The organism is Paenibacillus allorhizoplanae, assembly GCF_927798215.1.
Classification (GTDB): domain Bacteria; phylum Bacillota; class Bacilli; order Paenibacillales; family NBRC-103111; genus Paenibacillus_E; species Paenibacillus_E allorhizoplanae.
Window position 1 is genome coordinate 160887 of the sequence record NZ_CAKMMW010000013.1, and the last position, 25974, is coordinate 186860.

The 25974-nt window shown below is 43.8% G+C and carries 31 protein-coding genes and 1 tRNA gene; 7 read left to right on the plus strand and 25 right to left on the minus strand.

The genetic code is table 11. The annotated features are described in order from the left end of the window. Nucleotides 1–225 precede the first annotated feature (225 nt). Complete coding sequence (gene lonB, locus L6I86_RS20915) at nucleotides 226–1944, minus strand: ATP-dependent protease LonB (protein ID WP_056610302.1); 1719 nt, start codon at nucleotides 1942–1944, stop codon at nucleotides 226–228. A gap of 195 nt (nucleotides 1945–2139) precedes the next feature. Here lonB and L6I86_RS20920 point away from each other — a divergent pair, with 195 nt between their 5' ends. Next, nucleotides 2140–2823 carry an N-acetylmuramoyl-L-alanine amidase family protein gene (locus L6I86_RS20920; protein ID WP_236290206.1) on the plus strand — a complete coding sequence of 228 codons (684 nt, stop codon included), beginning with the start codon at nucleotides 2140–2142 and terminating at the stop codon, nucleotides 2821–2823. Between the two features lie 9 nt (nucleotides 2824–2832). On the opposite strand, the gene L6I86_RS20925 is transcribed toward L6I86_RS20920, so the two are convergent. From L6I86_RS20925 to L6I86_RS20950, 6 genes are all read right to left on the minus strand, one after another. Continuing rightward, entirely contained in the window at nucleotides 2833–3636 is an 804-nt protein-coding gene (locus L6I86_RS20925) for a divergent polysaccharide deacetylase family protein (RefSeq protein WP_236290208.1), read from the minus strand. Between the two features lie 172 nt (nucleotides 3637–3808). Further along, on the minus strand, nucleotides 3809–4909 hold the full coding sequence (ispG, locus tag L6I86_RS20930; protein ID WP_056610296.1) for a flavodoxin-dependent (E)-4-hydroxy-3-methylbut-2-enyl-diphosphate synthase: 1101 nt from the start codon (nucleotides 4907–4909) through the stop codon (nucleotides 3809–3811). Nucleotides 4910–5006: 97 nt separating this feature from the next. Continuing rightward, complete coding sequence (gene clpX / locus L6I86_RS20935; RefSeq protein WP_056610294.1) at nucleotides 5007–6275, minus strand: ATP-dependent protease ATP-binding subunit ClpX; 1269 nt, start codon at nucleotides 6273–6275, stop codon at nucleotides 5007–5009. Between the two features lie 12 nt (nucleotides 6276–6287). Next, nucleotides 6288–6878 carry an ATP-dependent Clp endopeptidase proteolytic subunit ClpP gene (gene clpP, locus L6I86_RS20940; RefSeq protein WP_056610292.1) on the minus strand — a complete coding sequence of 197 codons (591 nt, stop codon included), beginning with the start codon at nucleotides 6876–6878 and terminating at the stop codon, nucleotides 6288–6290. Between the two features lie 196 nt (nucleotides 6879–7074). Then, nucleotides 7075–8376: a trigger factor gene (gene tig / locus L6I86_RS20945; protein WP_236290209.1), complete on the minus strand. Its 1302-nt coding sequence runs from the start codon at nucleotides 8374–8376 to the stop codon at nucleotides 7075–7077. Between the two features lie 110 nt (nucleotides 8377–8486). Next, a complete protein-coding gene (locus L6I86_RS20950) occupies nucleotides 8487–9407 on the minus strand; it encodes a hypothetical protein (RefSeq protein WP_236290211.1) in 921 nt (306 codons plus the stop codon). A 152-nt stretch (nucleotides 9408–9559) separates the two neighbouring features. Between L6I86_RS20950 and L6I86_RS20955 the strand changes: the two genes are divergently transcribed. After that, nucleotides 9560–9633: transfer RNA gene (locus tag L6I86_RS20955), tRNA-Arg, on the plus strand. A gap of 110 nt (nucleotides 9634–9743) precedes the next feature. Here the strand turns inward: L6I86_RS20955 and L6I86_RS35695 are convergent. The 3 genes from L6I86_RS35695 to L6I86_RS20965 all read right to left on the minus strand — a co-directional run bounded on the left by L6I86_RS35695 (nucleotide 9744) and on the right by L6I86_RS20965 (nucleotide 10577). Then, a complete protein-coding gene (locus L6I86_RS35695) occupies nucleotides 9744–9875 on the minus strand; it encodes a hypothetical protein (RefSeq protein ID WP_268796183.1) in 132 nt (43 codons plus the stop codon). A gap of 176 nt (nucleotides 9876–10051) precedes the next feature. After that, nucleotides 10052–10165 carry a DUF4023 family protein gene (locus tag L6I86_RS20960; RefSeq protein ID WP_082595252.1) on the minus strand — a complete coding sequence of 38 codons (114 nt, stop codon included), beginning with the start codon at nucleotides 10163–10165 and terminating at the stop codon, nucleotides 10052–10054. 46 nt (nucleotides 10166–10211) lie between these two features. Next, nucleotides 10212–10577 (minus strand): hypothetical protein, encoded by a 366-nt coding sequence (locus tag L6I86_RS20965; protein ID WP_420851912.1) that lies wholly within the window; start codon nucleotides 10575–10577, stop codon nucleotides 10212–10214. A gap of 169 nt (nucleotides 10578–10746) precedes the next feature. Between L6I86_RS20965 and asnB the strand changes: the two genes are divergently transcribed. Further along, a complete protein-coding gene (asnB, locus tag L6I86_RS20970; RefSeq protein ID WP_056610283.1) occupies nucleotides 10747–12591 on the plus strand; it encodes an asparagine synthase (glutamine-hydrolyzing) in 1845 nt (614 codons plus the stop codon). Between the two features lie 69 nt (nucleotides 12592–12660). Here the strand turns inward: asnB and L6I86_RS20975 are convergent, their stop codons facing one another. The 3 genes from L6I86_RS20975 to L6I86_RS20985 form a co-directional block, all read right to left on the minus strand. Next, complete coding sequence (locus L6I86_RS20975; RefSeq protein WP_236290213.1) at nucleotides 12661–13308, minus strand: XTP/dITP diphosphatase; 648 nt, start codon at nucleotides 13306–13308, stop codon at nucleotides 12661–12663. After that, nucleotides 13292–14050: a ribonuclease PH gene (gene rph / locus L6I86_RS20980; RefSeq protein WP_236290215.1), complete on the minus strand. Its 759-nt coding sequence runs from the start codon at nucleotides 14048–14050 to the stop codon at nucleotides 13292–13294. Before rph ends, L6I86_RS20975 begins: the two co-directional genes overlap by 17 nt. 179 nt (nucleotides 14051–14229) lie before the next feature. Continuing rightward, complete coding sequence (locus L6I86_RS20985) at nucleotides 14230–15279, minus strand: GerMN domain-containing protein (protein WP_236290217.1); 1050 nt, start codon at nucleotides 15277–15279, stop codon at nucleotides 14230–14232. A 269-nt stretch (nucleotides 15280–15548) separates the two neighbouring features. Here L6I86_RS20985 and L6I86_RS20990 point away from each other — a divergent pair, with 269 nt between their 5' ends. After that, the gene (locus tag L6I86_RS20990) at nucleotides 15549–16511 is read left to right on the plus strand and encodes a phosphatidylglycerophosphatase A family protein (protein ID WP_056610274.1); all 963 of its coding nucleotides are present in this window, start codon (nucleotides 15549–15551) and stop codon (nucleotides 16509–16511) included. 194 nt (nucleotides 16512–16705) lie between these two features. Here the strand turns inward: L6I86_RS20990 and L6I86_RS20995 are convergent, their stop codons facing one another. The 6 genes from L6I86_RS20995 to L6I86_RS21020 form a co-directional block, all read right to left on the minus strand. Then, nucleotides 16706–17683 (minus strand): MBL fold metallo-hydrolase, encoded by a 978-nt coding sequence (locus L6I86_RS20995; protein WP_236290219.1) that lies wholly within the window; start codon nucleotides 17681–17683, stop codon nucleotides 16706–16708. 10 nt (nucleotides 17684–17693) lie between these two features. Beyond that, nucleotides 17694–18425, minus strand: a complete 732-nt coding sequence (locus tag L6I86_RS21000; RefSeq protein WP_236290221.1) for a class I SAM-dependent methyltransferase — start codon at nucleotides 18423–18425, stop codon at nucleotides 17694–17696. A gap of 46 nt (nucleotides 18426–18471) precedes the next feature. After that, nucleotides 18472–19146: a DUF6483 family protein gene (locus tag L6I86_RS21005; RefSeq protein ID WP_236290223.1), complete on the minus strand. Its 675-nt coding sequence runs from the start codon at nucleotides 19144–19146 to the stop codon at nucleotides 18472–18474. A gap of 407 nt (nucleotides 19147–19553) precedes the next feature. Then, nucleotides 19554–19742 carry a helix-turn-helix domain-containing protein gene (locus tag L6I86_RS21010; RefSeq protein WP_236290225.1) on the minus strand — a complete coding sequence of 63 codons (189 nt, stop codon included), beginning with the start codon at nucleotides 19740–19742 and terminating at the stop codon, nucleotides 19554–19556. Between the two features lie 43 nt (nucleotides 19743–19785). Further along, a complete protein-coding gene (locus L6I86_RS21015; RefSeq protein ID WP_236290227.1) occupies nucleotides 19786–20274 on the minus strand; it encodes an ArpU family phage packaging/lysis transcriptional regulator in 489 nt (162 codons plus the stop codon). A gap of 14 nt (nucleotides 20275–20288) precedes the next feature. Next, nucleotides 20289–20465, minus strand: coding sequence for a hypothetical protein (locus tag L6I86_RS21020; RefSeq protein ID WP_236290228.1), 177 nt, complete (start codon nucleotides 20463–20465; stop codon nucleotides 20289–20291). A 407-nt stretch (nucleotides 20466–20872) separates the two neighbouring features. Between L6I86_RS21020 and L6I86_RS21025 the strand changes: the two genes are divergently transcribed. The 3 genes from L6I86_RS21025 (at nucleotide 20873) to L6I86_RS21030 (ending at nucleotide 22103) form a co-directional block, all read left to right on the plus strand. Beyond that, the gene (locus tag L6I86_RS21025; RefSeq protein WP_236290230.1) at nucleotides 20873–21079 is read left to right on the plus strand and encodes a hypothetical protein; all 207 of its coding nucleotides are present in this window, start codon (nucleotides 20873–20875) and stop codon (nucleotides 21077–21079) included. A gap of 179 nt (nucleotides 21080–21258) precedes the next feature. Then, nucleotides 21259–21723, plus strand: a complete 465-nt coding sequence (locus L6I86_RS35950) for a CBO0543 family protein (RefSeq protein WP_420851913.1) — start codon at nucleotides 21259–21261, stop codon at nucleotides 21721–21723. Nucleotides 21724–21935: 212 nt separating this feature from the next. Then, on the plus strand, nucleotides 21936–22103 hold the full coding sequence (locus tag L6I86_RS21030) for a hypothetical protein (protein WP_236290232.1): 168 nt from the start codon (nucleotides 21936–21938) through the stop codon (nucleotides 22101–22103). A gap of 850 nt (nucleotides 22104–22953) precedes the next feature. Here the strand turns inward: L6I86_RS21030 and L6I86_RS21035 are convergent. The 6 genes from L6I86_RS21035 to L6I86_RS21060 all read right to left on the minus strand — a co-directional run bounded on the left by L6I86_RS21035 (nucleotide 22954) and on the right by L6I86_RS21060 (nucleotide 25887). Further along, a complete protein-coding gene (locus L6I86_RS21035; RefSeq protein WP_236290235.1) occupies nucleotides 22954–23310 on the minus strand; it encodes a hypothetical protein in 357 nt (118 codons plus the stop codon). A 98-nt stretch (nucleotides 23311–23408) separates the two neighbouring features. Then, on the minus strand, nucleotides 23409–23912 hold the full coding sequence (locus L6I86_RS21040) for a dUTP diphosphatase (protein WP_236290237.1): 504 nt from the start codon (nucleotides 23910–23912) through the stop codon (nucleotides 23409–23411). A gap of 14 nt (nucleotides 23913–23926) precedes the next feature. Beyond that, nucleotides 23927–24130 carry a hypothetical protein gene (locus L6I86_RS21045; protein WP_236290239.1) on the minus strand — a complete coding sequence of 68 codons (204 nt, stop codon included), beginning with the start codon at nucleotides 24128–24130 and terminating at the stop codon, nucleotides 23927–23929. Between the two features lie 51 nt (nucleotides 24131–24181). Then, complete coding sequence (locus L6I86_RS21050; protein WP_236290242.1) at nucleotides 24182–24697, minus strand: hypothetical protein; 516 nt, start codon at nucleotides 24695–24697, stop codon at nucleotides 24182–24184. Nucleotides 24698–25039: 342 nt separating this feature from the next. Further along, a complete protein-coding gene (locus L6I86_RS21055) occupies nucleotides 25040–25627 on the minus strand; it encodes a DUF1064 domain-containing protein (protein WP_236290244.1) in 588 nt (195 codons plus the stop codon). Further along, complete coding sequence (locus L6I86_RS21060; RefSeq protein WP_236290246.1) at nucleotides 25624–25887, minus strand: hypothetical protein; 264 nt, start codon at nucleotides 25885–25887, stop codon at nucleotides 25624–25626. The genes L6I86_RS21055 and L6I86_RS21060 overlap by 4 nt, the downstream gene beginning before the upstream one ends. Between the last annotated feature and the right edge of the window lie 87 nt (nucleotides 25888–25974).

Sequence of the window (25974 nt, forward strand, 5' to 3'; positions counted from 1 at the left end):
CTTGAACCTTCGTTCAAAGTCTCACCTTGAAATAAAGTAATAGTAGGTTTCACAATGATAAATCGGCTTTATTATAGATAAACGCACTCGTCCAGAGGACGGTGTAGCCGTTTATTTTATCTATGTGGGATTTTCTCCCTACGTTGCCCTTTACATTTTAACAAAACTCTAAACAAAACACCAATTGAGGGCTGACGCGCCATGTAAGGTCACGAAAACCTCTCTTTAAGAGTCAATTGTATGCTGTGAATTGGCATGTAGAATGGGTAAAGTTGTAGCTGGAATCGTTCTCTCCATAGAAAAAGGTAATGGAATCACATTATCATGAAGCTCAATCCCGAGTGCAGCTGCAAGTACTTCTTCAATTGTTTCTGCTGCGACAACTTCAACACCAGGTAAATCAGCAAACAAAGCTTGCCAATTTTCCTTTGGAATAATAACACGGGTAGCTCCCGCTTGGAATGCCGCCTCTACTTTGGCTACTACACCGCCAACAGGCTTCACTTTCCCATGAATGCTCATTTCTCCCGTCATGGCTAATTTGTTATCTACAGGTATTTTATGTATGGCTGAAGCGATCGCTGTAGCCATCGAAATACCTGCGGATGGTCCATCAATCGGCACCCCGCCAGGGAAATTAATATGCAGATCATAATCCGACGTATTAAAACCTAGTTTACGAAGAACAGTCAGCACATTTTCCACAGAGCCTCTGGCCATGCTTTTACGACGAATGGTTCGGGAACCCCCGCCCATTTCTTCTTCATCAACAACACCTGTGATATTGAATTTCCCTGTACCTGCAACCGCAATTGGGATCGCTGTAACTTCAATCTCCAGTAGAGTGCCCAAATTGGGACCATAAACAGCTAAGCCATTAACAAACCCTATTTGAGGCTGTGCAGGCACCTTCCGCTCTGGTCTAGGTGGTATTTGTGAAGAATTCACGACCCATTCAATGTCAGCTGCTGTGATCGAATCCCGCTTATCGGTTAGAGCAATCCCTGCGGCTAATTGAATCACATTGACTGCCTCGCGGCCATTTGTTGCATATTTCGTTACAACTTCAATGGCATCTTCACATTTCTTGAAACCAATTTTATCAAGCGCTTTTCTTGCAATTTCTCCTACTTCACCAGGCAAAAGTGGTCGGAAGAAAATTTCCAAACAGCGTGAACGGATGGCAGGAGGAATTTCACTCGGTGTGCGGGTCGTCGCACCAACCAAACGAAAGTCTGCCGGTAGCCCATTTTGAAATATATCATGAATATAGCCTGGAATATTCGCATCCTCAGAGCTGTAATAAGCACTCTCTAAGAACACTTTACGATCTTCAAGCACCTTTAATAATTTGTTCATTTGCGTCGCGTGTAATTCACCAATTTCGTCAATAAACAAAATTCCCCCATGCGCCTTAGTCACAGCACCTGGTTTCGGTTGCGGTATTCCAGCAACACCCATCGCGCCTGCTCCTTGATAAATAGGATCATGTACGGATCCAATCAGCGGATCAGCAATACCACGCTCGTCAAAACGAGCAGTCGTAGCATCTATTTCTGTAAACTTAGAGTCAGGTCGAAAAGGAGATTCTTGATTTTTCTTCGCTTCTTCTAATATGACGCGCGCTGCAGCAGTTTTTCCAACGCCGGGAGGGCCGTAAATAAGCACATGTTGAGGATTCGGACCACATAGTGCTGCTTTCAGAGCCTTCAATCCTTCGATTTGGCCAACGATATCCTGCACAGAAGAAGGTCTCGTTTTCTCAGACAGAGGCTTGGTAAGCGAAATGGATCGCAACTTGCGCAATTTCTCTAGTTCTTTCCTAGACTCTCTATCCACTGCAGACTTGTTCGTCTGTTGATTTCGCAGTAAATTCCAGAAATACAACCCGATTACAACTGCAAAAAACACTTGAATGACCATTAGAATGATACTTAAACTCATGTGTTGAACCTCCTTAAACACGTCATCTTCGATTAGGTACGTTTAAATGTGTTGCCTATCTGCTTTTGTTAATTTCCATTATTCCCGTGTAAAAGAAGGTTAATCCAATTCAAGCAAACTTTTGCATCACGTATGATAGCCCCCTTGCTGTAGAAGGATAAGGGTAGTTATTCTTGCAAAAGGATGTGGCGGGATTTGAAGAAATACTTGTTGATTATCCTACTTACGCTATTTCTTTGCGTGCCTAATTGGCAGTTAGTTTCAGCTGCTCGTAATGATCCCCTTCTTCCATCCGCGGACATTATTCTCGACGTAGGACATGGTGGAATCGATAGCGGAACCATGGTGGGCAAATATGAAGAAAAAGATATGAATCTAGCTATCGCTAAAAAGACGTATAAAGCACTAGTTAAAAGAGGTTATCGTGTTATCATAAATCGCACCGAAGATTACGCATTAAGTGATGATAATAGATGGTCATTTGGAGGCAGACACAGAAAAGATCTCGCACAACGCTCTGGTCTAGCCAATACCATTAAACCGAAAATCATGCTCAGCTTGCATATCAATTGGTCCAAAAAATCAAACACACGCGGTCCCCTTGTCATTTATCAAAATCAATCTGACAGTATTTTATTGGCAAGCTTGCTGCAAGACACATTAAATAACGTTTATGGGATGGAAGAACTCCCTGTGCTCGGCAAAAAGTATTTTGTACTCCGGTTTACAAAATGCCCTTCCGTCATTGTTGAACTTGGGTTTTTATCCAATAAAACGGATCGCAAGCTGTTAAACGATAGTCATCATCAAGCAAAGCTTGCCAAAGCGATTACACATGCTGTCGATCAATATTTCTCTATGACGCAACCGAAGTCGTAAATCTGACCATTATTTGACCATTTGTGAAATAGGAACAAAGGTTGCTTCCTTCTGAATACTTGGAATAGCTTCATGGATGACATGAGCTGTTTTCTTCCCAGGAGGCCCAACATGACCAATAGCAATAACTTCATCTTTTTCATGGATGAGTTTCTTCAGTCTGACCATTTGCTTATTAATATGACTATACGTATACAAATCGTCGAAGAAAAGTTGATTGTCCGCATGCGGTACGCCGCGTGAATCTGCAATCTTTCCAATTAAGCTCTTAGGTGTGGTCCGGCTGTCCAGTAAGATTAGATTTCGATCTTTGCAAATCTCGATGAGGATCTTCATGACTCTTTCGTCCGCGGTCGCTTTGGAACCCATATGATTATTAATTCCTATGGCATAAGGAACATCGTCGATTGCCGCAACGATCCGTTTATGTATTTCTTCGCTGGACAAGTCCGTGGTGATTGCGCCTGGACCCAGCCAGCTCTTCTTCCCTCTTACAGGCTCCATTGGAAGGTGCAGTATGACCTCGAGTCCTCTGTCATGAGCTAACTGTGCGTCCTGCTTCGTTGAGGGCAAGAAAGGCATAACAGCCACTGTAAATGGAATGGGCAGCTTCAGCATTTCCGCTGTCCCCTCCATGTTATTGCCAAAATCGTCAATGACGATGGCTACTTTCTTCGTAATCGCTCCCGTCGGCTGTTGCGGGATTACATCAGGTTCGGCATGTGTAAAACTTGGATTCGCGATCAAGACAGTCCCTATGATTAGGGTAAGCGCTACCTGTCGATATAATGCAAACGTTGGAAATAACTTCATCCTCTTCTCCTCCTAAAGTTTCCTCAGAAAGTCTAACTACCCATTGAGCATGCTTTCCAGTTTTACTCATTATGCTTCACTTCCTATTCAAATATGCGCTACGACATAGGCATGCAAAAAAACCGTTAAAGACTCATCGTTGAGTTCTTAACGGTTTGTTATTTCTATCTACTTAGTGCTGCTTGCGCCCAGGGATGACCCCAGTCTGTTCGTAGGAAGCCACAATAATATCAATTTCTTTTTTCAATTCAGCAAGCAGTTCAGCCTCAGGCACTTTACGAATCATTTCTCCATAACGGAACAACATACCTTCTCCACGAGCCCCTGCGATGCCAATATCCGCTTCTCTCGCTTCACCAGGCCCGTTCACGGCACAACCCAGTACAGAAACCTTAATCGGCACTTTGATTTTGGCAATATAATCTTCCACTTCATTAGCGATCGAGAATAAGTCAATATCCAGACGACCACATGTCGGACAAGAAACTAATGTAGCGGCGTTCGTAATTAAACCGAATGTTTTGAGAAGTTCTCTTGCAACTTTAATTTCTTCAACAGGGTCAGCACTCAGAGAAATACGAAGCGTGTTACCAATACCCATATTAAGCAAAGTTCCAATCCCCGCGGCGCTTTTTACAGCACCAGTAAAGAGAGTCCCTGCCTCTGTAATACCAAGATGAAGCGGATAATTAAACGCCTTCGCAGCCTGCGAATACGCCGCAATGGCCATAGGGACATCAGAAGCCTTCAAGGATACGATGATATCATGGAAATCGAGTTCTTCCAAAATGTTGATATGGAACAGGGCGCTTTCTACCATCGCTTCAGGCGTAGGATAGCCGTACTTTTCAAGAAGATGATTCTCAAGGGAGCCCGCATTAACGCCGATACGAATCGGGATGCCACGCTCTTTACATGCCTTCACAACCGCCTCAACCTTCTCACGGCGACCGATATTACCTGGATTAATACGGACTTTGTCAATGCCGTTCTCAATCGCTGCAAGAGCCAAACGATGATCGAAGTGAATATCAGAGACCAACGGAATATGAATTTGTTTCTTAATTTCCTTGATAGCTTCTGCAGCTTCCTTATTGTTGACCGTCACACGCACAAGCTGACAACCTGCTTCTTCTAAGCGAAGAATCTCTGCAACTGTCGCTTTGACATCAGCGGTTTTAGTTGTGCACATGCTCTGCATGATTACTTCGTTGCTGCCACCGATCGTTAAATCACCTACCCGAACGGCTCTGGTATCTCGTCTATGGAACATTTTGGTTTCTCTCCCCATGACACCAAACATCCTCCGCTCCAATTCCCAGAAATGGAAATCGGATTGGAGGCTGTGTGTTCATTTATAAAATTATAGGTTAAGCACTTTCTTCCTTCTTCTTACCAGATGGCTGTGCGCCTTCCTTGGTAGTCAGAACAGGCGTAATCTTGTTTTGAACCGTTTCTTTGGAAACGACACAAGAAGATACATCCGTTCTTGAAGGAACTTCGAACATCACATCAAGCATAATGCTTTCAATGATGGCCCTTAGACCACGAGCACCGGTGTTCCGTTTAATCGCTTCTTTGGCAATCGCATCAAGTGCTTCTGCATCAAATTCAAGCGAAACATTATCCATCTCGAGCATCTTCTGGTACTGCTTCACGAGCGCGTTCTTAGGCTCGGAAAGAATACGCACAAGCGCTGCTTCATCAAGCGGCTCTAGTGTTGAGATAACCGGTAAACGACCTACGAACTCCGGAATCAAACCGAATCTCAATAGATCCTCAGGAAGGACCATTGATAGGTATTCACCTGGTTTCAAATCAACCTTCATGCCATCTGTGCTAAAGCCAATTACTTTTTTACCGATTCTGCGTTTGATAATCTGCTCTAAACCATCAAATGCTCCACCACAAATAAAGAGAATATTCGTCGTGTCGATTTGAATGAATTCTTGATGCGGATGCTTACGTCCACCTTGTGGAGGTACGGAAGCAACTGTGCCTTCAAGAATTTTGAGAAGAGCTTGTTGTACACCTTCACCGGAAACATCGCGTGTAATGGATGGGTTCTCCGATTTACGTGCAACTTTATCAATCTCATCGATATAGATAATGCCGCGCTCTGCTTTTTCAACATCGTAATCAGCTGCTTGGATCAGTTTCAGCAAGATGTTTTCGACATCTTCCCCTACGTATCCAGCTTCTGTTAACGAAGTTGCATCAGCAATTGCAAATGGCACATTCAAAATTTTCGCAAGTGTTTGCGCAAGAAGTGTTTTACCACTACCTGTTGGTCCTAGAAGGACGATATTACTTTTTTGAAGCTCAACATCTTCAAGCTTGTTCTGCGAGTTGATCCGTTTGTAGTGGTTATACACGGCAACAGCCAAGGATTTCTTCGCTTGTTCTTGACCAATAACGTATTGATCCAAGATATTACGAATTTCCTTTGGTTTCGGAACATCTTTCAGATCCAATTCTTCTTCATGCCCTAATTCTTCTTCCACAATCTCCGTACAAAGCTCTATACATTCATCACAAATGTAAACTCCCGGTCCGGCAACAAGTTTACGAACTTGGTCCTGGGATTTTCCACAAAAGGAACATTTGAGTTGGCCTTTTTCATCGTTAAATTTAAACATGGGATCACTCCTTTATTTCAAGTCGTTTCGAGTGATAACCTCGTCGATTAACCCGTATGCCTTCGCTTCTTCAGCGCTCATAAAGTTATCCCGGTCGGTGTCTCTTTCGATCTTTTCAAGCGGCTGTCCCGTTCGGTCCACGTAAATCTGGTTGAGTTTATTCTTGGTCTTGATAATCCAATCCGCATGGATTTTGATATCGGTTGCTTGACCTCTAACACCGCCGAGCGGTTGGTGAATCATTACTTCTGCATTCGGCAGCGCGTATCGCTTACCTTTGGCTCCTGCTGTTAACAGCAAAGAACCCATACTTGCAGCCATACCTACACAAATCGTAGATACATCCGGTTTAATAAACTGCATGGTATCAAAGATACCCATTCCAGCCGTAACAGACCCACCAGGTGAGTTGATATATAAGTGAATATCTTTTTCAGGGTCCTGGGCGGATAAAAAGAGCAGCTGGGCAATGACCAAATTAGCCACATCGTCATCAATAGCGGTCCCGATGAAGATTATGCGGTCCTTAAGTAAACGCGAGTAGATATCGTAGGAACGCTCCCCACGAGCCTCTTGTTCTACAACCATAGGAATAAGACTCATTGTACCAACTCCTTTTGCGGCAAGCGCCATGTTCTCTCACTTGAGATTTCAATTACAGTTTAACACGATTGGGCAACAATGTCATTTTTCTGAAATCACCTATGTAAGCGGTAATGCTTATGTACTAAGGCGTTTAGACGTAAATTAGGGTAAAAGAAAGGCACGTTGCTTGCGTACGTGCCTTTACTTACCTTATTTACACGGCTGCGGAAACATGCTTGCTATTTTGAAGCAAGAAATCAACCGTTTTTCTGATTACTAGATCATTGCTAAGACCTTCAAGAGATCCGTTGGAAGCAAACAGCTCACGAAGTTCAGCTGTTGATTTTTGGTATGATGGTGCATATTTCTCAAGTTCCGCGTCAACTTCTTCGTCGGAAACTGTGATTTTTTCTACAGCTGCGATAGCTTCAAGAACAAGGTTGTTACGAACACGCTTCTCAGCATCTTCTTTCATTTGTTCTTTCAATGCGCTCTCATTTTGACCGGAGAACTGGTAGTAAATCTCAAGCGTCATGCCTTGGGAGCGAAGACGTCTTTCGAATTCTTTTACCATGATATCAAGCTCAGCTTCAACCATCGAACCTGGAATTTCAACATCTGCGTTAGCAGCAGCTTTCTCAACAACTGCAGTTTCAAGTGCAGCTTCGGAATCTTTCTCTTTGCGCTCTTGCATACGTTTTTGAAGCTCTTCTTTGTACTCAACAAGTGTATCGAACTCACTTACGTCTTTTGCGAACTCATCATCAAGCTCAGGCAGGTTTTTGCGTTTAATATCGTGAAGTTTCACTTTAAACACAGCTGCTTTGCCTTTCAGATCTTCGGAATGGTAGTTTTCAGGGAAGCTAACGTTAACTTCTTTCTCTTCGTCCTTACCAAGACCAACAAGTTGCTCTTCGAATCCTGGGATGAATGAGTTGGATCCAAGCTCAAGGGAATACTTCTCCGCTTTACCGCCTTCGAATGCTACTTCATCAACGAATCCTTCGAAATCAATGATAACGACATCGCCGTTAGCAGCTTGTCCTTCTTCAAGAACAACCAATTCAGCATGACGTTGTTGCAAACGTGCAAGCTCTTCATTCAATTCTTCTTCAGACACAGTAGCGTTAACCGCTTCTACTTCGATACCTTTGTAGTCACCAAGCGCTACTTCAGGCTTAACTGTTACTTTAGCTTTGAATTTCAAGACTTGACCTTTACCAAATTGCTCAACATCTACTTCTGGACGATCTACAGGCTCAATTTTAACCTCTTCAATCGCTTCAACGTAAACTTCTGGCAAAATGATATCTAAAGCATCTTGATACAAGCTTTCAACACCGAATTTAGCTTCAAAGATTGAACGTGGCACTTTCCCTTTACGGAATCCTGGAACATTTACTTTCGCTGATACCTTTTTAAATGCTTTATCCAAAGCATCTGCTACACGTTCTGCCCCAACTTCAACTTCAAGAACGCCAACGTTCTTCTCTATTTTTTCCCAACTTGCTTTCATTTTATGCCTTCCCCTCCAAAAATGTACCATGACATATATTTTTCACGTTAAGCTCATTATAACCATTCTATTATACCATATAACATTTTCATTTCAAGCGAGCTTTGTTCTTAGCCAGGATCCGGGCTAAATTGCTTTACAAAAGCGGTCAGCACGTTGTGCGCGCGCTTCCACTGAAGTGTCATCGCATCCACGATTCCATAAGTCTCTAACAGCTCATCCCGATCAACCGTACCAAACAATTTGTCTTGCAAAATCGCATGCAGTGCTGAGGCCCACACATCTACCGCGCTTTCTTCTGCCCTTAGCAGCTCCGTGTAAATCGAGGTGCCATATGCATAGGCAAGAAACTCCTGCCAAGTCTGAGTCGCAAAGTAAACAAAGTCAGGTTGGCTTATTTCACTAATGTCCCCGACTCTGCGAATCATATCACGAATTCGTAATGGAAAATCCTCCGGTGTAAGCGGCGTCTCATCGATTTCGACGAGAACTGTTCGGCCATTCTTAGGAAACTCAATTAAGCCGTGCTCTCCCATTTGCTTAAGCGTCTGTAACGCTTTGAATTGAAGATGCGGATGTCTAGGCCTTTCACAAAGCCATGTCTTCACATATTGGCTAACCTCAGGTTGCTCAATAAAAGCAAGCTGCTCCAATGCGCTTACTTGCCCCTCCAGCGAACCTTCTTGCAGCATGGTTTGAAGCTTCAACACAAAAGCACCATCATCCGAAGCTGATTTATCCTGGATATACTGGCGCAATAAGGCGGATTCTTCTTCCGAATCCTCTTCTTCTGTCACGGATGATGAGAACATCGTTTCCGGAAACATGGTGAGCAGCCAGTGGCGCAGGGCTTCCCATTGATCAGACTTGCTCGCATCGACATTAGGAAATTGCAACAAAAAAGTGAGCATCTCCAGTGCTTCTTTATACTGCTCCGAGCGCAACAGCTTCATTAGCTCGTCTTCATAGAACTGCTCTGTTTTAGGAAAAAGGATGACATTATTGGTCGTAGGATCTGATATAGGGATCACCTCTGTTCGTGGTCTCGCTTGTGCCAGTTTACTCCATCATCCAAATGATTGCAAAAAATTTATAAAATGAAGTTGACTCGCATTATACGTTATGATATATTAACTCTTGCTTCGCCAAACGGATCTCGTCCAGGCGGTAAGAAGTGTCATAGGTCTCAGTAGCTCAGCTGGATAGAGCACACGCCTTCTAAGCGTGCGGTCGGGGGTTCGAATCCCTCCTGGGACGTCAAAGTAAGAGGAAGAGCGCGAGAAATCGCGGTCTTTTTTTTATTCCAAAAAAAAGCACCCCGCTGCATTTGCAAGCAAGGTGCTGATATGACTGATAGATTCCTTCGCCTACACGGATGGCCTATTTGGCTGATGATGACCCGGCTCCGTTGAATCGAGATTCGACTGAATACGGGATGATTGCTTCGAGTGATCGATCGCACTTTGTGTTTTCTGCATCATACTTTTCTTTTTACCCATGGTAAGCAACTCCTTCTATTTATAGAATGAACGCCACCTTAGTATGGAGGGTTTCCGTACAGACTATGCTGGTTATCGTTTCCTTCTCTCTAGCATCAGTCAGGAAAGCATATACTGGAGAGTAACAAAGAGCCTGTAGGGATATCCCTACAGGCTCTTGCTCATGCCAAACGACGTTAGTGCATCTTGTGAGGCAAATTCTTGCCTGTATGACCGTCACCTTGTGTCCTTTTATTCTTCTCGGCTTTCCTCTGCTTCTCATGCAGCTTGCTAATGAAATGACTATCCATGAGCACTCGCCTCCTGAATAAAGAATGGCATTACCCTAATAGAATGTCACGCAAGGTCCGTATTTAATCGCATTGCCAAATTTATTATTGCGCCTCTAAATTCAACATCGGTTAATGCTTTCTCGTACAAAGATTCAAAAGTTGCTCGATTTTGGATAAATTCAGGCTCGGATTTAATGGCTGTTTGCGTCCAGTTAATCAATACATTCTCAGCTTGTATGAGTTCGTTATAAGCGCGATGCAAGCCAACCTTTTCAATAATTTCTTCCATTTCAGCTTGACCCAATTCTACGCCATCTTGTTTTGCATTTTCAATTCGAATATCCGCTTGCGCGCTAATTTGCAAAAAGTGCTCTTTCGATGCTAAATAATCAACTTGAGCTCTTGAGTATTTTATTCCCATTGTCATCACCTTCGTTTATATAATGGCAGTACTTGGATTGATTGTAACAGTCTTGTCAACAAAACACAAAAAGCACGGGCTCATCTTCCTTTTGTCATGTTCTGGACAGACATTTAATACCTTCCATTCGCATACCCTTTATCATTATGCTCTCTTCAAAAGAAAGGAAGGAACGTCTATGTGCGGAATAACGGGTTGGATAGATTGGCGGAAAGACTTGACCGGGTACCCGTCCATTCTAGAAAATATGACGGAAACGCTCCAACTGCGCGGACCTGATGCCTCTGGTACCTGGATCTCACAGCATTGTGCCCTCGGACATCGACGTCTAAGTGTTATGGATCCTGAGAATGGCGCTCAGCCCATGGTCCGTAAACAAGGCGACTATACGTATACCATCGTATATAATGGCGAACTCTATAATGCCCCAGAGTTAAAGAAAGAGCTCGAGCTTCGCGGCCATCAATTTCGCACAACGTGTGATACCGAAGTGCTGCTCGTTGCTTTTATGGAGTGGGGGAAAGCTTGCGTAGATCGTCTGAACGGCATCTTTGCTTTCGCAGCTTGGAATGACCAAGAGCAGTCACTGACCCTGGTACGGGACAGACTCGGTGTTAAGCCTCTTTTTTATTCCCATCAGGATAGTGTATTATTATTCGGCTCAGAACCAAAAGCCATTCTAGCTCACCCTGATTTTAAAGCTGAGGTTGGCGCCGAAGGCTTTGCAGAAATATTCGCTGTCGGACCGGCTAGAACGCCTGGACATGGGATTTATCGCAACATGTCAGAGCTGAAGCCAGGTCAATTTGCCATTTTTGATCGGAATGGCTTATCCATTCGAACGTACTGGAAGCTCGAAAGCCATCAGCATCCTGATGATATCGCAGGTACAGCTGCGCAGGTTGGGCAATTGCTTAATGATACAGCAGAGCGCCAATTAGTTTCAGACGTCCCCATCTGTACACTTCTCTCTGGAGGACTTGATTCTAGTGCCCTCACCGCGCTGGCTGCGACGCATTACAAAAATAGCGGGCAAGGACCGCTTCATACCTTCTCCGTGGACTACAAGGATAACGATAAGCACTTCAAAGCGAACCTGTTCCAACCGAACTCAGACGCACCTTGGATAAAAAGGATGACTGAGCATTTAGGAACGGAGCATCATTACATTGAGTTCGATACGCCGGAGCTTGTGGAATCTCTGAAGACAGCCGTGATCGCCCGCGATACACCGGGCATGGCCGATGTCGACGGGTCCCTCTATTTATTTTGCCGAGAAATCAAAAAAGAAGCTACGGTTGCAATCTCTGGAGAAGCGGCTGACGAAATATTCGGTGGATACCCTTGGTTCCACAATACAGAAGCACTAGAAGCGAACACGTTCCCCTGGTCACTCAAGCTAGCGAATCGGGTCGACCTGCTCGCCTCAGACTTCGTCGACTGGATTAAACCTGTCGAATATGTCAGCAATCGATACCAGCAAGCCTTAAGCGAGGTACCTCGTTTAGCTGGGGAAACCAAGCAGCAGAATCGGATGCGAGAAATGTCCTATTTGAATATCACGCGTTTCATGCCTACGTTGCTTGATCGTAAAGATCGCATGAGTATGGCCGTTGGCCTCGAGGTACGCGTCCCCTTCTGTGATCACCGTCTAGTTGAATACGTGTGGAACATTCCGTGGGAAATTAAAACATCCGGAGACAGAGAAAAAGGCATATTACGTCAAGCATTAAGAGGTGTATTGCCTGAAGATGTGCTGACGAGGAAGAAAAGTCCATATCCGAAAACACACAACCCGAATTATTTAACCGCGGTAAGAAAATGGGTTTTGGAAATTCTGGATGATCCCTCTTCCCCTATCTTGCCTTTTATTGATGTCAAAAAGATTCGCGCACTCGCCAGCTCCGAGTCCAACGATTTCGACCTCCCTTGGTTCGGTCAGTTGATGACAGGTCCTCAGCTATTCGCTTATTTAGCTCAAGTGGATATGTGGCTAAGAACTTATAAAATCTCGATACGATAAATGAGATTGCAGTGAAAATAGAAAAGACCTGCGTCCACGCATTCACGTGGTTGCAGGTCTTTCTGTGTTTTAGTTCGTTTGATCAGGAAGCTGATCCAAAAACATACGCAAGGCTTTGGCGCGATGACTCATTTCATTCTTCTCTTCCATCGTCAACTCAGCCATCGTTCGGCCCAGTGATGGAATATAGAATAATGGATCGTAACCAAATCCACTTTCACCGCGCTCCTCATGAATAATAAAGCCTTGGCAGACATCCTCCGCTTCGATCACTTCATTCGCAACGGGATCAATTAAAGTGAGTGCACAAACGAAGGATGCCTCACTAAGTAATGGAGGGTGGCCATCCCCTGCGCTCAGCTCGATCCGATCTTCCAATTCATGCAAAGCTTGAAGTAGTCTGGCATTATTGTCAGCATCCGTTGCGTTTTCTCCCGCGTAGCGAGCCGAATATACACCTGGATCACCACCAAGTGCCGTAACGCACAAACCGGAATCATCAGCAAGTACAGGTACATGAAGATGCGCAGAGATGATTTGCGCCTTGATCCGCGCATTCTCAGCAAAGGTCTTCCCACTCTCAACGATTTCTGGTAAATCCGAGTAATCCGCTAAGCTTCGAACCTTATATCCTTTAGCTCCGAAAAGCTTGGCGAACTCTTTCACTTTACCTTCGTTCCGCGTTGCAATGACGACAAAATTACTTTGTAGCCGCATGCCCAGCACCTCGAATACGATCTGCGATCGGCCCTAGCACACCGGATTGTACTTCGATCATCGTGTTAATCCCCGATTCCGCTAGCGCCAGCAATTCATCAAGCTCTTTACGGGAAAAAGGAGCATCCTCGCCCGTTCCTTGAACCTCAACGAATTGACCTCGCCCCGTCATCACGACGTTCATATCCACTTTCGCTTTGGAATCCTCTTCGTAATTAAGATCCAGCTTCGGAATATCCCCAATAACGCCAACACTGACAGCAGCGAGGAAGTCGTTGATTGGGAATTTGGCTAGGTTCTTATCATTAGCAAGCTTGTTGATTGCAAAAGCCATCGCTACGAAAGCACCCGTGATAGACGCTGTACGCGTACCGCCATCTGCTTGAATCACATCGCAATCCAGCGTAATGGATCTTTCACCTAGCGCTTCTAAACTGACAACGGAACGTAATGCTCGACCGATTAGACGTTGAATTTCCATCGTGCGTCCACCGAGCTTACCTTTTGCCGCTTCACGCTGATTACGAACTTGTGTTGCCCGCGGCAGCATCGAATACTCCGCTGTAACCCAGCCTTTCCCTTGCCCTTTCATAAAAGGAGGAACACGATCTTCTACCGTTGCTGTACAAATGACTTTCGTATCCCCGACCTCAATGAGGACCGAGCCTTCTGCGTGTTTTATATAATGAGGGGTTATTTGCATAGGTCGCAGTTCTTGATCCGTTCTTCCACCAATTCTCATAAATGTCTTTCTCCTCCTGTAGCTACATGTAAGGCTCTAATCCTTACGCCCCATTGTAACAAACTCATCAAGGAAAAGCATCCTACCACTAGTCAATATGAAAAAAACCGAAAAAACACCAGGGACTCCACCGTTAAGAACGTTGGAATCACCTGGTGGAACGTTGGGTATCAATACGATTAAAGCTTGATCGCAGGATTAATATGCGCGGGCCTCAGGACAGGCTTACTGTAGTTTTGATTATCTGTAGACGTAATTTTCACAGCGCCATCCACCTTAATTTGTACCTGTTTAAATGTTGTGTTCTCAGTTAAAGACAAGATGACGGATTGCAACGCATCCGCTGAAGCTTTCTGATCCGTTCCCAGCAGCTTGTTGGAGAAGTCCACGGTGATGAGACCCTCGCTTGGCTTAATGCTCTTCAACTCTGTCGTTGCATTGAGGACAGCAGCAAGTCCTTTCTTCTGATCTGGCCCTTTAATTAACTGCTCGACAACAGCTTTCGCAACATCGTCCGTTCTCTTTATAAGTCGAGTCACAGGGACATAATATTTGTAATTTTGATCATTTTGATTTAGGAAATAGAGTGTAACCGGAGTAGCTTGACCAAATTCGGTATCCTCTGCTTTCTCCAGATTGATCCCCATCGTGCGCGCCAATGGTGCATCAAGTGGTGTTCGGCCCTTTGGCATCTCTTTCAGGTCCTTGCCATCTACACGCAGTTGAACCTTATCGATCGTAGGGAAGTTCGTCAAGTTCCACGTGATAGCCTCAAGGAGCTTGCGCTCATCCTTCACATCGTAGTTGAGAAATTCTTTGGAGAAATCAACCGTAGCACTTTTGTCTGATTTTACATTTAAACTAATAACCTTAGTCCCCTTCGGTAGAAGCGCTTGGAAACCTGAAGGCAGCTGACTCGTTTCTGGTCCGCCGTCCACCATGTACTCTAATGTCGTCTTAGCAACAGAAACTGTCTTCGGCAACGCTAGACTTAACGGTGTCACGAAGCCTTTGGCATCTTTGACATACACCGTCATTTGTGACGTAATATCTTCAGACATGTCGACTGTAACCGCAGCTGAAGTCGTCTTCACATCTACGTCTGTACCCGCCCCAGGAGGTGCATCGATGTCACTCTTCTTTCCACTGCCCAAAATCGAACATCCCGTGGTCAGTAGAACAATCACCCCCGCTAAAGCGGCTGAACGAATCCAATGTTGATGTTTCATTTGCTTATTTCCTCCTTCGATTTTTGCTATTCGCATGGCCTGTACGATGCTTTTCGTATTACTATGTATACGGGGCTTTGTCCGATTTATAACTACTTTTTGTCCACCTTTTTATGAATCACAAAAAAACACAATGACGAAATGAATGATTACCAATTTTCGTCAATTCGAACTCATATGCTATACTGAATACCAGCGTGAAACTGAAATAAAAGACCAATATCAAGTGCAATAACTACTTTCTGATATTGGATGAAGGAGGTCTTGTTATGAGAACATTTCTAAAGGAAAAGACCCTCATTTTCAATGAATTTCGAGAAGAGGTTTTCAGTCATTATCCACAAGCTGTCATTGAGGAAGCTGTTGCTAGATTGCTTGTTGAAATAAAAGGCATCAAGAAAATCCCCACCGATTTAATCACAACCACGCTGCTCGGGGTATTAAGTAAAACAGAAACATTCAACGTCATGTCTACACTCATGGAGCTTCAAAAAAAGGTGAAACATGATGCAGAACTGCTAGCTAGCATGAAAGACCCTGCCTATAATGTTCATCGCACAATTGCGATGTCCATTTGCGGATTATACGGGAGCGGTGCGATCTCACTATTCGGTTTCATCGACTGCAAATTCCGCTTCTTTTTCCCGACGAAAAGACCTAAATCTTTCATCTCCAAGGGGATCTGTGCGATTGTCGCATCAACCGCAAGTGTCATTATTTCGGATAGCGTGAAGATGGATTACTCCAAACGCAATCTGCAAATGCTTGAGGCACGCGGTGTTCTCCTGGATGATATGGTCGAGATCCTTGACCAGTTGCAACGTCCTTACAATCCAGATATGCCACGCAGTCTCTGTGAAGAGCATATTCTGGCGGTACTTCGCAAACAGCAAACCTTTCATGCGCTCCAACTCGCGATCAAGATTGATACCGCTGTCGAAGCCAAGGAATTCAACCCTCAATACAATCATATTGTAGGGATGGACGAAGGACTTTTCGGCGTCGATGAAAGTATCGCAACTGCCGTTCCTCTCATGTACGGAACCATTGCGCTCACGAATTTCGGCTATCTCGATAAAGCCAAAATCGGCATTATCGAAGAGCTCGATAGTGATCACGCAGATGGTAAATGCAATACGTTTATCGATGATATGGTCTGTGGGATTGTTGCGGCAGCTTGTGGTCGGTTAGCGCATAACCATACGCCAACGTATAGTAAGCCGTTGAAGTAAGCGGATGAGCGGCGGTTGAGTGGGCACCACTTCCACTCCGACAGGGCTAAAATTGCAGTCTCCGAAGTGCATCGGCACCCATATCCGCTCCGAGGCGTCAATAATTGCTATCTCAGCCAGTTCCCTGCTGACTAATTTCATAAACATGAAACAAAAATCCCCCTTCAACCAATAACGGTGAAGGGGGATTTATCTTATTTAGATATCGCGACGTAGGTCACGCGATCTGCTTGCGGATCCACCTGCTGGATGCGGCCCTCGGCCTCCAGCAGGATCAAGTGCGCGATCGTCTCCGACAGCGCGAATCTCAGCTGGTGCACGCTCAGTCTGTCGCCGAACGTCGCCCGGCACACCTCATAAGCGCTCTGCGGCGCGCTTAACTGCCCTTCCATGAGCGCAAGCCGCTCATGGTGATGGCGCACGAGCTCCTCTGCGCGCGCGCCAAAGCCCTGCCATGGCTCCCGGTGCCCCGGGTAAGCCATCACAACCGGCAGCCTGCTGATCTCCTGCAGGCTGCTCAGGTATGCGCCGAGCGGGTTTTCTTCCACCTGCGGGAGGAAGGAAACGTTCGGCGATATTTGCGGCAGGACGTGGTCGCCGCAAAACATCACCTGCGCCTCAGCGTCGTAGAAGACGAGATGCCCCGCGGCATGGCCGGGGGTCTCGATGGCTTCATAGACGCGGTCGCCGAGGCGCACAGGCCCTTCACGCAGCAGGGTAACCTGCGGCTGCGGGGAGACCAGATCGACGAAGCTCACCATGTGCTTCGTCATCTCTTCCAGCCCGGCTTCAGGGAAGCCATGCCGGGCGAAAAGCTCGAGGAGCAGCGGAGACATCAGCTGCTCCAGGCCCCACAGGAGCTGCACCTGCGCGTATCCGGTCTCCGATAGGAGTACCGGCGCGCCCGTGCGCTCCTGGAACCAACCAGCCATCCCGTAGTGGTCGGGATGGTGGTGGGTGAGCACGATTTGTTCCACGTGCTCATACCCGATCCCTTGCTCTTTGAGCACTTGCTCCCAGAGCGCTTCCGCTTCCGGGGTATGCAGTCCTGGATCAATCACAGTGTAACCGTTACTGCCACGAATTAGGTAAGCATTCACCCAACGCAAAGGAAATGGCAACGGCACCTTCACTTGTGTAATTTCATCTGTATGTACGGTCACGACGTTCATATCCCAGTAGTCATCCTTCCTTATGTCCAACAAAAATCATCCGACTCGAAGTTTCTGGCGAATAAGCCTGACCTTCATAGTCACCATAGACATGATCAATATGTAATCCAGCTTTGACCAACATCGCCTCAAACACCGGACGCTCGTACAATTTCACCTGCTCCAAATAATGCCGATCTGGTGCACCCGCTTGCGAAATCATAATCCGTTTGCGCACACAACCGTCTTCGATTGTTCTCGACTCACGAATGGTCAAATCCTCTTCCTTCCGTTCGGACTGCGCGACCAAGTTCGCTTTCACATAAACCGGATTCAGAAAATCAATAATGAATCGACCTTCTTTTTTTAAAAGCCGATACACCTCATGAAGCACTTTCTCATTCTGCTCATCTTCATCAAAATAGCCAAAAGACGTAAACAAATTCACTACCGCATCGAACGGCTCACTTAGCGGCACCTCCCGCATATCACCGTGAACCCATGTCACTTGCTCTTCTCCACCCTGCTTGACGGCTTCCTGTAACAGTACTTTCGACAAATCAACGCCAGTTACGGTATAACCAAGCTCCGAAAGCGCCAACGAATGCCGTCCCATTCCACAACAGAGATCCAAAAGACGAGCCCCTTGCTCCAAGTCCAACCAATTCACCATTTTCTTCACTTCATGGTAAGCACCCTGCATATCTCTATGTTTATACACAAGTAAATAATCATCGCCAAAACTTTCTTGGTACCACGCCATCTTTTCAACACCTTCAGCTTTGTGATTAAATTTCTACGATAAAATGTTATAAGAGCAGCCGTTTTTTCATAATCCGCAAACCCTCTAGCACTTCTTCCTTGCTAAAATTCCCAGCCTTCAACTGCTCGTCCTCAACCTGAAGCAGCTTTTCGTAAAAAATCAGACCTTGCTTTGGCAGTTCTGACTTCTCCGGGTGATCCTCCATATAATGAAACAAAACATCTTCAACCTTCGCATAATTGCTTTGTTTCTCATAATGTAAAAAAAGCTGCCTCTTCATCCCCTCTGGGATCTCCCAGCCTTGAAGATGATTCAAGCTCGTAACCAACCGAGAGGCAATCTCATTATTAACCTCATCCGCGGACTCAACTTCTTCCGACAAAGACAAATGCAAAAGTAAATCTAAGGACTTCAGGTGCGCCCAATAGGCCTCCCCATCTTCCTCATGCTGCTTCAACAGCTCACCTTGCCCCACAAACATATCGCTAATGACTAACGCCTTCGCTGTATCTATGCTCCCTTGGTAGGATAGCAATTCCAGAATATCCTTACTGGACAAAGACTGGAGGGAACGGATATTCAAACCCAATAAATGACGACTTGCTTCATCTAACTGTCTCTGCGCATCTTCAATCGGGATATGTTCCTTGTTAAAAAGAATCCGATGCAGCACCACCGTCAATTGTTCAATCTGCCGCATCAAATAATCACGCCTGAACATCCGAAGCAGCTCCTCTCGGTTTCAAATACACCTCAATTCAGCTTACCACGCCTCGCGCTGAAACTCAAAAATACATTCCGCCTATTTTTCACATATACCGCACCATTGACATCAGCCCTTCATAAACTAATTTTGACTGTATCCCTTAACCTTGTAATTCCCAATACCCGAGCAAGGAGGGGTGACACACATCCATGGGCATAATTCATAAATCCCTTGTATTCCTCCACTTTCCTATGCAGTATCTTAAAGCCTTGTCCAATAACCCTTTGGTGAGTGGTAAAAGTGGATCACTCTTTCATGTGAGTTCATCTATTCTTAATGTTTCCCACCACGTTTTGCATCAAAAGTTGCATCAAAAACAAAAAAAGCTGGATAAGGGATTTCACTCCCTTTCCAGCTTTGACTCATGATATTTTCTGCCCTTCAAACCACGCGGTAAATGCTTTCTTTGGTATCTTATAAGTGCGACCTATTTTAACCACATGGAACACCTTTGAATTAACTAACTCATAAGCTGCTGATTTACTGATACCAAGGAATGCTTTGATGTCAGCCACTTCTAATACTTCTGGGAGCTCTTCGATTGTTTTCACATCCCATCACCTCTATTATTGTTTATTCCTGAAATCCTTTGTCCTATTCGTTCAATTTTGGTGAGTTACTCTTTTCCACATCAATCCTCAAATTCAACGCCAACTTGTATAAAGCGGTCTTGCGGATCTTGGTGTACTGGTCTTTACCAATCGCTGGATTAAACACGAAGTTGTAAACTTGGTAATCTTTGATAGGTTCACCGTTTTTATCATAAGGCTTGAGGTAGCGCTCCTCGATAAGTAGCCTTTCTTTTGGTGCCAGGTGCCTCACTGCTCGCTCCACTCTTTCACAGAATGCCTTACGCCTCGCTTTTTCGTCTACATTATATATAGCGATATTTGAAGTCTGGTCGCTCGTTACATTAGTGGGTCCGCTAGGACGATCCTCATAACTAGCCGTTAACGTTGCTTCCCTCTCGACGAATTCCATGTACTTACACAGGTGATAGTGTTCGAATACACCCATAAGTGCTTTCTTGGTCTCTCCACCGTCCAAGTCAGGGAAAATATCATCTCCAAAACTTAACTGCACCTAGAATCACTCCTTTAGGTAAGATAGGTTCTCGCTTCGCCTTGTGGCATGTTTCCGATAACGGATATCTTCCCAGGTAGTGCAGCCATGTATATATCGAACATTTGCTTTTGCTCTATCGTCATTCCTACGGGATATAGAATCCCTTCTTTAATGTAGAATAAGGCAAGTCCATCAGGTATTTTACTCATTCGATCCCTTCCCACTCCTTAGGGAGCTATTCTCCGTTACATTTACTTACGGTTATGTTATTTTTGGTTACCTTGCGGGCATAGCGATATTATCAACTACGCCCACAGCAGCTGTTATACGTCCTGGCTAATGTTTGAGGCAGGCGTGGATGTAGTACTCGGTTACTGTTCCGCTTCTGCCGGCTAATGCACCTTTAAGAATCGAGGAAGATTTGTTTAAAATTGGTTTCATTTGTTTCTCCTCCACTATCATTAATTTAAATTCCTAGGGCATAATATCCTCGGAGGTGAACTACACAATGAAATGCATTTACTGTGACAACGTGAAGCAAATAAAAGGATTAAAACATTTATGCTTCATTTGTGGCATCACCAAGCCCCGTATTTAACAGGAGGGAAGGATTTCGATGGATCAAAAGGAATTACAAGAATTACATAAAAAACTTGGCCGCCCTGTAAGTTGGGCGATGACATCAAACGAGTCTGAGGAAACTTCCAGTGATCAAGTTGAACATACCGATGAGGAAGTCCCTTCCAACTATCAAGCAATGGGTGAAAGCTATAGTGACACAACTAACTTTGAAGTAAATAAAGAACCCGGACGGTTAAATTAAAGGATATTACCAGAACGAATTGGAAATATTTTGAATAAGATGTGTTGCTACTCTAGGTTCCTTCTTTCCCTTTCTAAACACCTCTTTCTGCGGGGGTGTTTTTTGATCTTCAATATTCATTAATTAGTTGTTTTATAGCTTCATTTTATAAGTCTTGAAAATGCGGAGTGATTCAAATAATGCTTTACAATATTATTTTTGGTTTCATACTACCTTGGGTTTTAGTATTATTCTTGATTAGAAAACAACCTGTCTTATTCATTATCATTAGCCCTATAACTGCGGTAATTTCAATGTTAATAAATACGATAGGTTTTTATTTTGGATTTTGGAACTTGAAACCCCACTTCGAGGAAAACCCAATAATTTCTGGAATCCCTTTTGATATGGGACTATACCCTGTTCTTGGTTCACTTTTGGTTTACACACTTTCCAAACGAAATGTTCGACTACATCCAATCTTCATAATTTTTATGTTCAGTTTATTTATAACTTTTCTAGAATATTTAGCCTTTCACTTTACATTCGTAACTTACGGAAATGGATGGAACATAGGGTGGACATTTATTTCCTACTCAATTGCGTTTCTTTGTGTGACATCAGCATGGATAGTTGCAAAAGTACATATTAAAGTGGTGATATGAAATTTCCAACAAATGTTCATTAAAGATTAAAGGCTCCTACGGCGATAGTCATTTTAGAACTTCTTAAGTAACAACTGGAAATATCTTGAATAAAGTGATATTACTACTCTAATTCCTTCATTTTCTTTTAAACACCTCTATCCTGTGAGGTGTTCTTTTTTCATTACATTCCAAGTTCCTATAATTTAAAAGGAGGCGATAATTAACTCTTCATGACGAAAATATATCAAATGATAAATCAGCAAGAAATTATTGAAATCATTCAAGCTTGTGTTGAGAAACGACAATGGAATGCTGCTGTGAAGTTAATCGAGCTTCTACAGAATATGGAACATGAAAATAAAAACTCACTGTTAATAGAGATAAAATCATCATCTTAGCAACTTCTGAAGAAACAATTGGAAATATTTAGAATATATTTATAGTACCCCTTCAGTTTATAGCTTCATCCTTCAAAACATCTCTTTCCAGGGAGATGTTTTTTTACTTTTCCATGCTCCTCAATATTCAAATGGTGTTCATTTCTTAGTACTATAAATAGTTAGTACTTATTTACACTTGCACTCGATGTTATGATTTGGTAGAAGCGATTGTTTATTAGGTTTTGTGGCACTTTAATATTTATTTGAACACATGAGGAGGACTTAAAAGTGCGATTATTTAACATAATCATCTTCTCTTTGAATCTAATAATTTTATTTTTACTTTTTTACGGATTTCCAGCATTTACAGCGGGTGTCGCGTATGGAACTGTTTCGAGCAATCTTAACGAAATGTTGTCAGAGTATTATCCCTATTACTTAATGTTTCTCTTATGTTTTTCATGCAATTCTTTGACCTTGTTTAGAAATATAAATAAATCAACTTTAAAATGTATTCTAAGTATATTTGGTGTAATTCCAATAATTTTTGCGATTGTATATATCATTATTTTGTAAATGAACTATCGTCATACTTCATGTATTTCAAAATATGCAATCTTTGTTATGATTTGATTGAAAGGATGATGACTAAGTATGAAAGAGAAAATACTCATTACAATCAGTTGCATGTTACTTGCTACAGGGATACTACTTTGGTATTATGCAATCCATAGTCCCCATGTAGGATTCGACAATCTGGGATACGGCATTATCGGCTTTGCCTTAACTGTACTTGGATTGATCTCGACAATAGCGTCATTAATTTACTCATCATTAAAAAAGTATAGATGATGTTCCTCAATATTCATTAAGTATCCAACTTCTTCCCAGACAGCTTTTTCTTATAAATCATTCCATTCATCACATGATTGAGCTGCAGCTTACTAATTCCCACCTTAGCCGCTATAGCCGTTCTGCCCATCGTTTCTCGATTGTCATTTATGATTTGCATCTGTTCTTCGGATAGTTTTATCGAGAACATTTCCTCTAATAACACATCCGGGCCCTCATCTGGCAAAGTCTCTTTGGCAGCGTTCCTTATCGGAATGATCTCGTAGATGATCTTATTGACTGTATAAACGAATCTTCGCTTGCTACCCGTCCTTATTACTATTCCGTTTTTCATAAGCCAGCTCATGCGACCAGCCATATTTTGTGATTTCATTCCAGCTAACTCTTCAGCTATCTGAGATAGTTTCTTCCCCGCCTTCAGTCCTTCATAAATTGCTGCTTCAAGGGGTAGGAGCTTCATTTTCTCCATATTCAATATCCAGTCGCTTGCCGCTCGTGATTGACTGCGTTCTTATCCATGTACGCCTGCTCGATCTGTTCCCATGTGAAACCAAGCATTTCTCCTAGACCTAAGAATTGAGAACAAATCCGCATGTAATCTCCTTCGTTATGTTCATCCTCGAAACTCCCGACAGTCCAGAATAATCGATTAAACTGTTTAATTATTGAATCTGTCTTGAATGCGTATATACTTCGTTTGAAAGCAGGAATGCTCTCGTCGTAACCTTTATGCAATCCAATCGACAAAATGAAGTGCAAGCAGTCAACGTACTCTGTGAGCATCTTCTCAGTACGCGGTTCCAGGTCCTTACTCCAGTACTTAAACCCGCGCCACTCATTCGCACATTCACCTAGCTCCACCTGAAGCGCCAGGATCAAGTAAGGCAGTCTATCCATGCCCTGTAAGCCCTTTTCCTCGATGATCTTTGCATCCAATACCTTTTGCATCTCGAACATTTTTGTTAGGTTCTTCATACAACACGCTCCTATTAATTTCTTTGATCCCACAGCAACCGAGCAATCATCGTTATTTGGTCATAGTCATGTACCGGCTGCCAGCCGCCATCTGTCCAAACATCTATCTCAGCCCACTTCTTGCCTTTAATGTTCCAAGTAAAGTTACTTGCCCTGTACGTTTTCTTTCGGATGACAATCACGGGTAGTAGTTTGATCTCGACTTTGGGCTTGTTCATTCCTGCAGCCCTCCTTTATAGGAGCCCCCGCAACGCAGGGGCAATGACTGATTAGAACGGTAGGTCTTCCTTATCAATAAAAGTCAGGGGCTTGTCATCATCCTGCTCACGTTCCTCCTGAATAACTTCACTTTCCATCGACTGGATTTCACGTTCATCTTCTGATGGTTCGCCATCATTCTCTTCTTCAGCAGATTCCTCAGATTCTGATTCCGACTCTTCCGCGTCTTCCTCATTGATCTCGTCGAATTCTTTCTCCCCTTCTTCGCTCTCTGTCTCCACATCCTCAATCTCCAGTTGCTCGCCTTCGTCTTCTGACTCCTCATCTGGCTTAACTGACTGAACAACGCCAGATCCATCCACACTTGCTTGATATCCGCGACGTGGTTCGAGGTAGTCGCTAACCTCCGTCTGCGATACACCAAGTGCGATAAAGAACTCTTCGCGCTTAGCCAAGTTTTTCAATTGGTCGAGACTAACACTTGATGGGATTACAAGGACGATTTCCGTTGCTTTGCTGCTAGTAATTTTCTTGATTGAAGCTGTTGTCAAAATTGTTTGTGTCATATAAGATCACTCATCCTTTTGGTTTTATTTTTTATAACCATTCTCCGCACAATGTGCATTCACAATGATCTGGTTGCATGACTGCCTCACCTGGAATGTAACTCCATACCTCATGAATCATTGGTTCAGGATGATGGCAATTTGATTTGAAGCGCTCAAAACGTTCTTCACTATATTTATTTTCGTAATTGCATCGAGCACAAAAGTGTTTTGTAATTCCAATGATCCCATCATCGCCACAGTCGTACACTCTCCGCTTCGTGTAGTAAACGTGACCTTTTAGAATCGGTTTGCTGCATGTAAGACAGCAATTTTTAATTTTCCGTGGTGCTATGTGGCGTTTCACTTAGGCCCCTCGCCCCTTGGCTGCCCGTTCCACTCGGCTTCCATAAGCTTCTTCTGTTTGTTCTCCGCACGCTTCTGCTTGTCATACTCCTCGATGGTGATCCATCCTCCGAACTTCTTCGCATATTTCATTACAACAAGCGGCGGGAACTCAGGGAACTTGGCATCGAACATCTTCCGTTTTAGAGGAAACTTCTGATCTTCGGCACCTTTAACATCAATTAACATTGTTTTTCCTGTAAAATAAGTAACCTTAAAGTCAGGCGTATAAGTAATGGCTTGGTGCTTGATTCCTTCTTTCTCGAACTTATCAAGCAAAGTGAATTTCGGCTGCATCTCGACAATGATTGATCGTTCCTTGATTAAAGGAAGCAACTCATCAAGATAGTATCTACCCTCTAAATAGGAATCAAATAGGACATGGAGCGTTTCGTCATAAGACGTTTCCTTGAATTTTTTGAACTGCTCTTTTGTCACTTTAACTAGTGAGCCTGTAGCAAGGGTTAGGATGGCATTATTGGCGTTATATTTGTTGATTTTGACCTCTTCAACTTCTTTTTTCTTCTTTCTGGCTCCGAATCTCATTTCACACCACCTTTGTTTACTAAAACCCCGTTTTTCGTAACTGTCTGGGCATTCAAAGGAGTTATCCGTTTAATCAGCCTGGCTATTTGCAAGTAATATTGACGATGCTCATAAGGCATTCTGTTGGCGTAATACTTCAACGTTTCTAACCGAATTGTTTCGTGGTGATCAAGGCATAAAGGGAGTAATGCCCATGTCTTTCTTCCGACTGCTGTACATTCCGGGAAATTACACACTGGTGCTGTTCTGAATCTGGTCATGCTCGCTTCCTCCTTATCTTGGTTTGAGTTATGTTAGTGTGTGACTTGGACTGCTTGCGGCGTCTGAGCTCATCCTGAGCAACTTGC